Origin of the sequence: Micromonospora sp. NPDC005413 (assembly GCF_040606435.1) — a bacterium.
GTDB lineage: Bacteria > Actinomycetota > Actinomycetes > Mycobacteriales > Micromonosporaceae > Micromonospora.
Genome location: NZ_JBEXEV010000003.1, coordinates 276,716 through 288,989 on the forward strand (window position 1 = coordinate 276,716; position 12,274 = coordinate 288,989).

Consider the following 12,274-nt stretch of genomic DNA (forward strand, 5'->3'; position numbering starts at 1 on the left):
CGGGCCGCAGCGATGGGAGCGCACGCGTGAAGTCCAGAATTCTTCGTCGGGTCGCCGCGTCGACCGTGGCGCTCGCCTGTGCGGTGCTGGGCGCGGTGGCGCTGCCGGCCGCACCGGCGGCGGCCAGTCCGATCCGCAACGCGACGGCCTGGTCGGTGCTGCTGTGCAAGTTCAGCGACAAACCGGCCGAGCCGCAACCGCCGTCGCACTTCGCCAACTTCCTCACCGCGGCCGGCATCGGCACCGGCGGGGTGGCGGACTACCTGGCCGACCAGTCCGGCGGGCGGGTGTCGTTGGCCGGCTCGGTGGTCCGAGGCTGGTACACCATGCCGTACACCCTGGCGCAGTTCCAGTCGACCGACCGGTGGACCCGGATCCAGCGGTGCGTGGACACCGCGGCGACCGCCGGCTACGCGGTTCCCGCCGGAAACCGGATCGCGGTCATGCTCAACGACTGGGTCGACTCGGGCGCGGCCGGCGGCCGGGTGCTGCTCGACCCGGGCGCCTGGAACGTCGGCTTCGCCGCGCACGAGATGCTGCACGGCTACAACCTGGGCCACTCGTTCTCCAACGACACCACGTACCAGAACGCGCCATGGTCCCAGCCGGGCGAGTACGACGACCCGTGGGACGAGATGAGCGCGATGCACATCCACGCCTTCGGCACCGCGAACTACGGCACCAGCGCGGTCGGGCTCAACGGGCCGCACCGTGACGAGCTGGGCTGGCTTCCGAAGGACCGGGTCTTCACCATGGCCGCCGACGGGGTCGGGTCGCGCACCCTCACCCTGGCGCCGCTGGAGGTGCCCGCCGCGAGCGGCCCGCAACTGGTCCGGATCCCGTTCGACCCGGCCGACCTGTTCCACTACTACACCGTCGAATTCCGTCGCAAGACCGGCTGGAGCGCCGGCATCCCCACTGACACCGTGCTGCTGCACGAGGTCCGCGACGGCACCCCGACCCTGCTGCGCAGCGGCCCCGGCGGCGGTCCCGCGCAGTCGCTCAATGCCAATGGCGTGCAGATCGGCGTGAACTGGGTGTCCGGCAACGCCGCCTCGGTGACCGTGACCACCGACGTGGTCAACCGCTGCCTTCAGGGGTACGTCTGGCGCGAGGCCCGCGCCGGCGACCTGGTCTGCGTCACCGGTGCCACCCGAAGCCAGGTGTGGGCGGACAACGCCGCGGCGACGAGCCGCTGGGTGAACGGCCCGTACGGCCCGCACACCTGCGTCGCCGGCTACGTGTGGCGCGAGGCGTACGCCGGAGACGACGTCTGCGTCACCGGCACCCAGCGCAGCCAGGCCGCCGCCGACAACGCCGCCGCCGCGTCCCGGCGCAACCCGGCCCGGCTGGTGTTCGGCCCGAGCAGCTGCGTCAGCGGGTACGTCTGGCGCGACGCCGACCAGTCCGACTACGTCTGTGTCACCGGCACGACGCGATCCCAGGTGCTCGCGGACAACGCCGCCGCGGCGAGCCGCTGGGTCAGCGGCCCGTACGGCCCGCACACCTGCGTCGCCGGCTACGTGTGGCGCGAGGCGTTCCTCGGCGACGACGTCTGTGTCACCGGTACGCAGCGCAGCCAGGCCGCCGCCGACAACGCCGCCGGACCGGGCCGGGTGCTGCGCCCCGCCGGCTGATCCGTGGCGCGCCCCGGTGCCCGGCCGCCGGGGCGCGTCGGTCCGTCACCGACGGCTGCTGTCGGGCCTCTCGGGTGGCAGGTCGAGCAGGGCCTCGCTCGGGTCGGTCAGCTCGCCGCCCTCGCCGAACCCGTCGAACTCCTCGGGCAGCACGTCGTCGACCGGATGGTGGACGTGGACCGTACCGGTCCGGGGCGGATCGCCCGGGGTGAAGACGACCACGAACGACACTCTGCCTCCTGATCGACCGTCGGTGGGCGGCCGCCCACCGACCCGACAATCGTGATGTACGACGTGCGAAAGCTCCGGTTCAACCACTCAGTCGGCGGTAGCGGGCCACCGAGAGCGGCAGGAAGACGGCGACCAGGACGACTGGCCACACGACGGCCAGCCACGGGTACTGCTGGACCACCCAGGAGTCACCGCCCCAGCCTGCGTTGCCGAAGAGCTCACGTGTCGCGCCGACGGTCACCGACAGGGGATTCCACTCGGCCACCGCGCCCAGCCAGGCGGGCATGGTGGACGGCGCGACGAACGCGTTGGACAGGAAGCCGAGCGGAAACTCCAGGATCTGCACCCCCGATACCGCCTGTTGGCCCCGCATCACCAGTCCCAGGAAGATGCCGACCCAGACCAGGGCGAACCGCAGCAGCAGGATCAGCCCCACCGCGGCCAGCGTGCCGCCGGCACCGCCGTGCGCCCGCCACCCGAGCGCCAGACCAGCCAACAGCATCACCACGAGGGTGACCAACGCGAACAGCATGTCGGCCGCCGCCCGTCCCAGGAGCGGAGCCAGCGGCGAGACGGGCATCGACCGGAAGCGGTCGGTCACCCCGCGGTCCAGGTCGGCCGAGACGGCGATGGTGGTGAGGCTGATGCCGAACACCATGGTCATCACGAACATGCCGGGCAGCAGGAACTCCCGGTAGCTCCCACCACCTGGCACCTCCATGGCGCCACCGAAGAGATAGACGAACATCAACACGATCAGGATGTCGAAACCGAGTGAGCCGATCAGCGGGCCGGGATCGCGGCGCCAGTGGGCGAGGCCCCGCCGGGTCAGCGTGATGCTGTCGGCCAACAGGGTGGAGCGCGGGGCCGGCGATCCGGTGCCGGGCAGGGTCAGAATCGTCACGCCGGGACCTCCTCGATGTCGGCGGGCACACCGGCCGTCCGGACGCCGGGCGTCGTGCCGTCCTCGGAGGGCTGCGGTCGATGCCCGGTGAGGTGCAGGAACACCTCATCCAGGGTGGGGCGGCGCAGCGCGACGTCCGCCACCTGCACGCCTGCCTCGTCGAGCACCCGTAGCACGGTGGTGAGCGTGGCGGCCCGGTCCCCGATCCGGGCACTGAGCAGACGCCGGTCGTGGTCGACCTGCGGCTCGACCCCGACCACCTGCCTCAGCCGCGGCAGGGCGGTGGCGAGATCGGCGCGGTCGCGGAGGACCAGGTCGAGGCGGTCGCCGCCGAGGCGGCCCTTGAGGTCGTCCGGGGTGCCCTCGGCGATCACCCGGCCGGCGTCCACCACGGAGACCCGATCGGCCAACTGGTCGGCCTCGTCCAGGTACTGGGTGGTGAGCAGGACGGTGGTGCCGGCGCGTACCAACTCCCGGACCGACTCCCAGACCTCGTTGCGACCGCGCGGGTCGAGGCCGGTGGTGGGTTCGTCGAGGAAGAGCACCGACGGGGTGAGGATCATCCCGGCGGCGAGGTCCAGCCGCCGGCGCATACCACCCGAGTACGCCTTCACCGGCTGCTCGCCGACGTCGGCGAGGCCGAACCGTTCCAGCAACTCGGTGGCGCGACGCCGGGCCGTTTTCGGGCCGAGGTGAAACAGCCGGCCGAAGATGACGAGGTTCTGGTGGCCGCTGAGCATCTCGTCCAGCGCGGCCTGCTGCCCCACCAGCCCGATGCGGTAGCGCACCTGCTCGGGCTGACGTGCCACGTCGAACCCGGCCACCTCGGCCCGACCTTCGTCGAAGCGCAGCAGGGTGGAGAGGATCCGTACGGCAGTGGTCTTGCCGGCTCCGTTCGGGCCGAGCAGGCCGCACACCGTGCCGGCCTGAACCCGCAGGTCGAAGCCGTCCAGCGCGTACCTGTTCCCATACCGCTTGCGCAGGCCCTGCGCGATTATCGCGTCCTCGCCGATCGTCACGTCGCTCCCCCTCGATGCCACCGTCGCCCCTGTCGTACGACGTACGGTAGCACTTACGGCGGCAAACGGCATGGGGCATCGCGGCCTGTTGGTGACGGTCAGGTGTTCGAGGTGATCGCTGAGCCCGACCACGCTTGGCGCATCGGCCCGGAGGGCTACGCGGTTTCTGTGGTCCTCAGCTGAGAGGCGACGCCGACGTTCAGCGGGTCGGCCAGGAGTTTGTCGAAGGCCAGCTCGGCGGCGCCGATCAGGACGGCGTCCGGTCCGAGCACCGCCGCCTCCAGGCGCAGGTGCTCGCGGGAGACCGCCAGCGGCATGGCGTCCAGTCGCTCGCGGACCACGCCCGCTCCGGCCGTGAAGATGTCGCCCAGCGAGCCGCCGAACACCACGGCGTCCGGGTTGACCACATTGACCAGATTGGCCACGCCGAAGCCCAGCCAGTCGGCTACCCGCTCGACCGCCTCCCGCGCAGTCCGGTCGCCGTCCGCCGCCGCGCGCAGCACCTCGGCCACCGCTGCACGGTCGTGGGGTTCCCGGCCGGCGTGCCGCAGCAACGCGGTCTCACTGATCTCGGTCTCCCAGCAGCCGCGTGAGCCGCACCCGCAGGGCAGCCCGTTCGGGTTGACCACCATGTGCCCGACCTTGCCGCTGTGGCCCCGGTGCCCGATCACCAGTCGGCCACCCATGATGATGCCGGCGCTGATGCCCATGCCGCCGTGCAGGTAGATGAGGTCATCGACGCCCGCCGCCACGCCGCGGACGTGCTCGGCCAAGCCGGCGATGTCGGCGAGATCTCCGGCCACGAAACCCGGGCCGGCGGAGAGTTCGGCATCGAGCGCGGCACCGAGGGTTCCGTCGATGCCGACGATCCGGATCCTGTCGTCCGCGTCCCGGGTGGTGTCGGTGACCGCGACCGCTCCGCCGACGAGCAGCGCGTCGGCGGCCACGCAGCGTTCCATGTCGCGGACGAGGTCGGCGAGCGGCCCGACAGCGTCGACCGTCGACATCCCGCTGGGGCGGGCGACCTCGCGCAGGTCGAGGATGCGCCCGCCGAGGCCCACCCGGGCCGCACGCAGTCGGTCCGCGTCGATGCTCAGCGCCTGCGCGTAGACCCGATCGGAGCGAGGGCTGACCACCAGCGAGGGGCGGCCGGCACGACGGGCGGTGGTCGGCGCCTCCTCGGTCACCAGGCCGCTGGCGGCCAGATCAGCCGCGAGGGCGCCGATGGTGCTGCGATTGAGGCCGAGTCGGGTGGTCAGCTCGGCCCGGGACGTCGGCCCGTGCAGGTGGACGTAGCGCAGCACAGCGCCGAGGTTCTGCCGCCGGACCTCCTCCTGGCTGGCACTGGGGACCGACGGCAGCCGGGATTCGGTGTTGCGGCCGACGCCGGCTGGCCTGGACCGGACGGGTGTCGCCACGGTCAGACCTCCTTCCGGGTCGGTACCGGGTGGTGCGGGGGTGCAAGGACGACGATGGGTCCCGGAAGAGGAGATCCGGGACCCATCGGCGTTGCTGCCTACCGTGTGGTGATTACTTGGTGAGCGGCGCGAGCTTCGGGTCGTTGGCGTACGCCTCAGCCGCGTTCGCCTTGGTGACGGCGACCGGCGGGAGCAGGTACGTGTCGACGACCTTGCTGCCGTTGTTGTAGGACTTGGTGTCGTTCACCTGCGGGGCGTCACCGGCCTGGAGAGCCTTGACCATGTTGATGGTCTCCTTCACCAGGTTGCGGGTGTCCTTGTTGATCGTCATGTACTGCTCGCCAGCGACGATCGACTTGACCGACTCGACCTCGGAGTCCTGACCGGTGACGACCGGGGTCGGCTTGCCAGCACCCTTGACCGAGGTCAGGATCGCGCGGGCCAGCGTGTCGTTCGGGGAGAGGACGCCGTCCAGCTCCTTGCTGCCGTAGGTCGAGGTCAGCAGCTGGTCCATGCGGGCCTGCGCACCCTCGGCCTTCCAGCCCTGGATGGCGGTCTGCTTGACGTCGGTCTGCTTGGAGGCGACGACCACGTTGCCCTTGTCGATCTCCGGCTTGAGCACGCTCATCGCGCCGTTGAAGAACACACCGGCGTTGTTGTCGTCCGGCGAGCCGGAGAACAGCTCGATGTTGTACGGGCCGTTCGGCTTCTTGGCCTTCATGCCGTCGAGCAGGGCCTGGCCCTGGAGCTCGCCGACCTTGAAGTTGTCGAACGCGACGTAGTAGTCGAGGTCCGGCGTGTTGGTGATGAGCCGGTCGTACGCGATGACCTTCACGCCGGCCGCGTGGGCCGCCGCGACCTGGGTCGACAGCTGCGCGGCGTCGGTCGCGCCGATGACGATGACCTTGGCACCCTTGGTGGTCATGGCCGTGATCTGAGCCTGCTGGTCGGCGACCGTGGTCGACGCGCCGGCGTACTGCACGTCAGCCTGGAAACCGGCCTCCTTGAGACCGTTGCTGAACAGGTCACCGGCGAGGACCCAGTTCTCCGAGGTCTTGGCCGGGAGGGCGACACCGATCAGCGAGTTCGCCGCGAAGCCCTTGGTGTCACCGCTGGAGCTGCCGGAATCGTCGTCGCGGCCGGAGCCGCAGCCGGCGAGGGCCAGCATGGCGGCGGCACCGATGGCCACCACCGAGGTGCCGAAAGATTTACGCATGTGAGGACTTGCCTTTCTGAAGGTGGAGAAGGGTGGAGAGGTCGGTGGCCGTCAGCCGGACACCGCTGCCTTGGCGGGCTCGCGCTCCGCGTCCGGCGGTGAGCCGGGTGGGGCGGAGTCCTCGCGACGGAACGGTCGCATCAGACTTCCGATGACGGAGAAACGCCCCTGGCTCTTGTTGTAGACGTCGATCGCCACGGCCAGCAGCAGGACCAGGCCCTTGATGATCTGAACGCGGTCGGTGCCGACGCCCATCAGTTGCAGGCCGTTGTTGAGCACGGCCATGACGAGACCACCAACGATGGAGCCGCTGATGGTGCCGATACCGCCGGAGACGGCCGCGCCACCGATGAAGACCGCGGCGATGGCGTCCAGCTCCCAGCCGTTGCCGTCCTGCGGTCCGGAGGCCGCCGAACGGGCCACGAAGATCATGCCGGCCAGCGCGGCCAGGACGGACATGTTCATCATGACGAAGAAGTTGACCCGCTTGAGCTTCACGCCGGACAGCTCGGCTGCCCGGGAGTTGCCGCCCACCGCGTAGATGTGCCGGCCACCGGCCGTGTTGCGGGTGTAGAAGGAGTACGCGATCACCAGGACCAGCAGGATGATGCCGGAGATCGGGAAGCTGGTGCCGACGCGACCGCTGGCAAAGCGCAGCGATGCGAAGGCGATCGCCCCGACCATGATGGCCATCCGCAGGATCGAGATCCACATGGGCGCCGGGTCGGCATCCATCGCCCGACGGGTCTTGCGGGCCTGGATCTCGCGCCACACCACCGCCACCGCCGCGACCAGACCGAGCAGCAGCGTGGCGTTGTTGTAGCCGGTGTTCGGACCGAACTCGGGCAGGAAGCCCGAGCCGATCTCCCGGAAGCCCTCCGGCACCGGAATCGTGTTGGCGTTACCGATGTACTGGTTGCCACCACGGAACAGCAGCATGCCGGCCAGGGTGACGATGAACGCCGGCACCCCGATGTACGCCACCCAGAAGCCCTGCCAGGCACCGATGAGGGCACCGATCCCGAGGCCGAACAGGATGGCGACGGGCCAGGGCAGCGACCAGTCGGCCATCGACTTGGCCACCAGGATGCCCGCGAAGGCGGCGACGGAGCCGACCGAGAGGTCGATGTGCCCGGCCACGATCACCATGAGCATGCCGATGGCCAGAATCAGAATGTACGAATTCTGCTGGAACAGCGCGATCAGGTTGTCCGACCGAAGGGTGAGGCCATCGGTCAGGATCTGGAACAGGACGACGATCGCCACCAGGGTGAAGATCATCCCGAACTGGCGAGCGTTGGAGGTGGTGCCTCCGAACAGGTTCTTCTGAAGGTCCTTCAATCGGCTCATCGTGTCAGCATCTTCTTCGTCGAGGTCATCTGCTTCATGAGGTTTTCCGGGGTGGCGTCCGCCCGGGCGATCTCGCCCGTGATGGAGCCTTCGAACACGGTGTAGATGCGGTCGCAGAGCCCGATCAGCTCAGGCAGCTCCGAGGAGATGACGACGACGCCCTTCCCCTGGTCGGCGAGCCGCTGGATGATGCCGTAGATCTCGTACTTGGCACCCACGTCGATGCCGCGCGTCGGCTCGTCGAGGATCAGCAGGTCCGGGTCGGTGAACATCCACTTCGCCAGGACGACCTTCTGCTGGTTGCCGCCGGAGAGCTTCGAGACGCTCTCATCGACCGTCGGGGCCTTGGTCCGCAACTCCTTGCGGTACGCCTCAGCCGCCTGGTACTCCTCGACCTCGCTCAGGACGCCGCGGTGCGAGATCTTGGACAGCTTGGCGGCCACCGTCGACGACTTGATGTCGTCGAGCAGGTTGAGGCCGATCGCCTTGCGGTCCTCGCTGACGTACGCGAGCCCGTTGTCGATCGCGTCCGCGACCGACTTCAGGACGATCTCCTTGCCGTCCTTGATGATCGTGCCCGACTCGAACACCCCGTAGGAGCGGCCGAAGACACTCATCGCCAACTCCGTGCGGCCCGCGCCCATCAGGCCGGCGAAGCCGACGATCTCGCCGCGGCGCACCACGAAGCTCTCGTTCTTGCAGACCTGCCGGTCGGCGGAGATCGGGTGCCGGACGTTCCAGTCGCGGACCTCGAAGAAGACTTCACCGATCTTCGGAGTGTGGTCCGGGAACCGGCTGCTCAGCTCGCGGCCGACCATGCCCCGCACGATCCGGTCCTCGTCGACCCCGTCCGCCTTGACGTCCAGGGTCTCCACGGTCCGGCCGTCACGCAGGATCGTGATCTGGTCGGCGATCGCCTCGATCTCGTTCAGCTTGTGCGAGATCATGATCGAGGTGATGCCGCGGGAGCGGAAACCACGCAGCAGGTCCAGCAGGTGCCGGGAGTCGGCCTCGTTCAGAGCTGCGGTCGGCTCGTCCAGGATGAGCAGCTTCACGTCCTTGGCGAACGCCTTGGCGATCTCCACGAGCTGCTGCTTGCCGACCCCGATGTCCTTGATCAGGGTGTCCGGGTCCTCCTGCAGACCGACCCGGGCCATCAGGTCCAGCGCCATCCGGTTCGCGGCCTTCCAGTCGATAGCGCCCCGCTTGCGCGGTTCGTTGCCGAGGAAGATGTTCTCGGCGATCGACATGCCCGGAATGAGCGCGAGCTCCTGGTGGATGATCACGATTCCGGCGTTCTCGCTTGCCCGGATGTCGGAGAACTTGCTCTCCGACCCCTGGTAGACGATCTTGCCCTCGTAGGTGCCGTGCGGGTAGACCCCGCTGAGAACCTTCATCAGCGTGGACTTGCCCGCGCCGTTCTCGCCGCAGATGGCATGGATCTCGCCGGCGCGAACCACCAGGTTGACGTCGGAGAGGGCCTTGACTCCGGGGAACTCCTTGGTGATGGAGCGCATCTCAAGGAGGATGGGCACGTCGCTCATCGCTCGTACCACCTCGCCAACGTCATCGTTGCCTCCGGAAGGTTTGACCTTCACTCGGTTTTGTTGTTGACGGCAACGTATTGCGGCCGGAGGGCCATCCGCAAGGCGAGAGCCTGTTGAAAATGTAACAATTCGGCAATATAGATGTAGCAGAGTGCTCGCCTGCCACAGCAATCCCGGCAACCCCTCCCGGAACCGCGGGTCCGGCCGCGGCACCCTCCCGGGCCGCAGACGACACCGCCGATCGGCTCCGGCAGCTGTCCACCAGGCACGACCTGCGGCGGGTCGGACGCCCGTCAGCGCACGGCGCCGGCGGCGCATCAATGATCGTGATCGAGCGCCGGCTCCCCCGCCGCCCCCCGGGGCGCCACGACGACACCCGGCCGGCCGGTGTGACCCACGCCTCCGCTGGAGGAACGAATCGACAAGGGTCAGCTGCCAGCGCCGGGACACCAGGGGACGGATCAGTGCCTCGGCGTCCCTTAAGTGCGGATCATGACCGTACGAGGGGCGGCGCGCACGCCGAACCGACCTCAGCTCGGGTGCAGCACCACCTTGATCACGACGGAACAGCCGGTCTTCCCCCGACTGGGCCGTTCATGCCCTGGTCCGGCAGAGCGGGCTCGCTGTGGTGCTATCTTAGGGCCCCTAAGTTATTTCCTAGCGGGTCAAAGGTTCGGTATGCCACGGCAGGGTTTGACAAGCGCGCGCGTCTCGGCGGCCGCAGCCGAGCTGGCGGACTCGGTCGGTCTGTCGCGGCTGACCGTTGCGGCCGTCGCCCGGCACTTCGGGGTTTCGGACGCCGCCCTGTACGTGCACGTCCGCAGTCGCGACGCGTTGATCGAGCAGGTCGCGGTCCGGGCGGCGGCCGCGTTCGCCGACGAACTCGCGATCGCCGTGGCTGGTCGAGCAGGCCAGCAGGCCCTCGTCGGGTTCGCCGACGCCTGGCGCGCGTTCGTCGTCACGCACCCGGGGCAGTACGCCGCGACGCAGCTCCAGTTACCGCCCGAGGTCGGCACGAGTTCGGCGGGGCACCTGCGCCTGATCGAGCTGAGCTACGCGATGCTGCGCGGGTACGGGCTCGACGAGCCGGCTCTGACCGACGCGGTGCGATTCGTCCGCAGCACCTTTCACGGCTTCGCCAGTCTCGAAGCGGTCGACGGTTTCGGGCATCCCCGCGCTGTCGACGCGTCCTGGCACTCGATCCTCGACGCCGTGCACACCACTCTGAGCAACTGGCCAACCGGCACTCGGGAGCAGAAGTGAACACCCACGATCAGCACGTCGAGTCGGCCGACGGAACCCGCCTGGTGGTCCGGCGCCTGGGTGCCGGCGACCCCGTCGTCCTCGTGCACGGCTCGGGCGGCGGGTTGCACTCATGGGCTGCCGTCGCGGAGCACCTCGCCCACGACCACGAGGTGTGGATGCCGGCCCGGCGCGGATACGGTCCCAGCGACGCCCCTCCCGGCACCAAGTCCTTCAAGGACGACACCGCCGACCTGATTACCGTCATCGAGGCGGCACGCCAGCCCTCGGGCAAGCCGGTCCATCTCGTCGGAGCGTCCTACGGAGCGACCCTGGCGTTGCACACCACGTCGGCTGATCCGCGCGACGTACGCTCGCTGGCCATCTTCGAGCCACCGCTCTTCGCGGCCGGAGCGGAGACGGCACCCCTGCTCGGCCGGTACCGTTCCGCCTTCGAGCGTGACGACGCCGAGGCCATGGCAGCGGCGTTGAACGACGTGACACGGGTTCCGGCGGAGGTTGTCGCCGCATTCGCCGCCGCGGCCGGAGACCGGAGGCCCGACCCGGTCGAGGCGAGGCGTTCGGCGATCGGCTGGCTGCACGATCTTGAAGCCCTCGCCGAGGACAGCACGGACATCACCCGGTGGTCCTCGATCAGCGTGCCGACGCTCCTGCTGGCCGGCGCCGACACGTGGGAGCCGATGCCCACGACGATGAACACCCTCGCGACGACGATCCGCGCGGCGCGCTACGTCGTCTGGCCGGGCCAGTCGCACTTCGTGACCATGACGGCACCCACCCTGGTGGCCGACGCTCTGCGGCAGTTCTTCGCCGAGGTCTCGGCGTAGCCGAACTCGCCGAGGTGGCCGCCCGTCGGCTCGCCGGTGCGGAGACTCCGCCGCTCAGCCCCGCCGCCCCGCTCCGTCGCTCCGCCGCTCAAGATCGTGCTACTTCCGGGATGTAGTGCGCTCCCCCCGGCGTCGACACCACTACATCCAGGATCGAGCACGATCTTGCATGCGTCACGATGGCGGATGGGCGAGGATGTCGAGGACGTGGCCGCTCGAATCTCGGACGAAGAACCGTCGAACGGCCGCGGCCGGCTCTGCCGGCTAGCTGACCTGGGCCACCGGCGCCGGGCGGTGCTTGATCTCCTCCATGAACGGGAATCGGGCGGTGAGCTCGGCGAACGTCAGCCCGGCCCGCCAGGCCGAGGCCACCTGGGCGACCTGCACCAGGTCCATGACGTCGCCCCGCGCGAGGACCTCTCCCGAGACCCGAAGGTCGATCATGAAGTATCGGGCCTGCGATCCCAACCCCACGCAGACCACGCCCTGGTCGGAGTGCAGCTCGGCGCAGGTGAACCGGCTCCGTCCCTGCTCGGGAGCGGTCACCCGACCGAGATCGAGCCCGTGGCGAGTAGCGGTTTCGATGAGCGCGGGGGCCAGACCACCCCGCTCGACCAGGTCCGGGTAGAGGCGCACACCCAGCGCCGTCGACGCGTCGCTCATGACTGACTCCCACTTCCTTGTGACAGAGACCAGCAGCGCGCAGGTTACGGGGAGGTTTCCTGCGCGCCTCGTCATCCTGTCCCGCGTGGACGTCCCACGGCAATAGGAAGGGTCGATTCGACCGCTATCGAGTAACGCGACCGCACGTCGACGGGCACGTCGACGACTCTTCCGGCGGGCGGTCGCCGTCCATCTCGGA

At 69.3% G+C, this 12,274-nt stretch carries 11 protein-coding genes; 3 read left to right on the plus strand and 8 right to left on the minus strand.

Annotated elements, in window-relative coordinates; translation table 11 throughout:
- Window positions 1-26: 26 nt before the first annotated feature.
- Window positions 27-1,637: a hypothetical protein gene (locus ABZS37_RS07075; protein WP_355166368.1), complete on the plus strand. Its 1,611-nt coding sequence runs from the start codon at window positions 27-29 to the stop codon at window positions 1,635-1,637.
- Between the two features lie 45 nt (window positions 1,638-1,682).
- Here the strand turns inward: ABZS37_RS07075 and ABZS37_RS07080 are convergent, their stop codons facing one another.
- From ABZS37_RS07080 to mmsA, 7 genes are all read right to left on the minus strand, one after another.
- On the minus strand, window positions 1,683-1,868 hold the full coding sequence (locus tag ABZS37_RS07080; RefSeq protein ID WP_355166370.1) for a hypothetical protein: 186 nt from the start codon (window positions 1,866-1,868) through the stop codon (window positions 1,683-1,685).
- 79 nt (window positions 1,869-1,947) lie between these two features.
- Window positions 1,948-2,757: an ABC transporter permease gene (locus ABZS37_RS07085; protein WP_355166534.1), complete on the minus strand. Its 810-nt coding sequence runs from the start codon at window positions 2,755-2,757 to the stop codon at window positions 1,948-1,950.
- A gap of 11 nt (window positions 2,758-2,768) precedes the next feature.
- The gene (locus ABZS37_RS07090) at window positions 2,769-3,791 is read right to left on the minus strand and encodes an ATP-binding cassette domain-containing protein (protein ID WP_355166372.1); all 1,023 of its coding nucleotides are present in this window, start codon (window positions 3,789-3,791) and stop codon (window positions 2,769-2,771) included.
- 155 nt (window positions 3,792-3,946) lie between these two features.
- On the minus strand, window positions 3,947-5,152 hold the full coding sequence (locus ABZS37_RS07095) for an ROK family transcriptional regulator (protein WP_355166536.1): 1,206 nt from the start codon (window positions 5,150-5,152) through the stop codon (window positions 3,947-3,949).
- Between the two features lie 169 nt (window positions 5,153-5,321).
- Window positions 5,322-6,425, minus strand: a complete 1,104-nt coding sequence (locus ABZS37_RS07100; RefSeq protein WP_355166374.1) for a sugar-binding protein — start codon at window positions 6,423-6,425, stop codon at window positions 5,322-5,324.
- Between the two features lie 51 nt (window positions 6,426-6,476).
- Entirely contained in the window at window positions 6,477-7,775 is a 1,299-nt protein-coding gene (gene mmsB / locus ABZS37_RS07105; protein ID WP_354994012.1) for a multiple monosaccharide ABC transporter permease, read from the minus strand.
- Window positions 7,772-9,319: a multiple monosaccharide ABC transporter ATP-binding protein gene (gene mmsA / locus ABZS37_RS07110; protein WP_354994013.1), complete on the minus strand. Its 1,548-nt coding sequence runs from the start codon at window positions 9,317-9,319 to the stop codon at window positions 7,772-7,774. Before mmsA ends, mmsB begins: the two co-directional genes overlap by 4 nt.
- Before the next feature lie 681 nt (window positions 9,320-10,000).
- On the opposite strand from mmsA, the gene ABZS37_RS07115 reads away from it, so the two are divergent.
- Both ABZS37_RS07115 and ABZS37_RS07120 read left to right on the plus strand, forming a co-directional pair.
- Window positions 10,001-10,585, plus strand: a complete 585-nt coding sequence (locus ABZS37_RS07115) for a TetR/AcrR family transcriptional regulator (protein WP_355166376.1) — start codon at window positions 10,001-10,003, stop codon at window positions 10,583-10,585.
- Entirely contained in the window at window positions 10,582-11,412 is an 831-nt protein-coding gene (locus ABZS37_RS07120; protein ID WP_355166378.1) for an alpha/beta hydrolase, read from the plus strand. The genes ABZS37_RS07115 and ABZS37_RS07120 overlap by 4 nt, the downstream gene beginning before the upstream one ends.
- A 264-nt stretch (window positions 11,413-11,676) precedes the next feature.
- Here ABZS37_RS07120 and ABZS37_RS07125 read toward each other — a convergent pair whose 3' ends face one another.
- The gene (locus ABZS37_RS07125; protein ID WP_355166380.1) at window positions 11,677-12,075 is read right to left on the minus strand and encodes a hypothetical protein; all 399 of its coding nucleotides are present in this window, start codon (window positions 12,073-12,075) and stop codon (window positions 11,677-11,679) included.
- Window positions 12,076-12,274 lie beyond the last annotated feature (199 nt).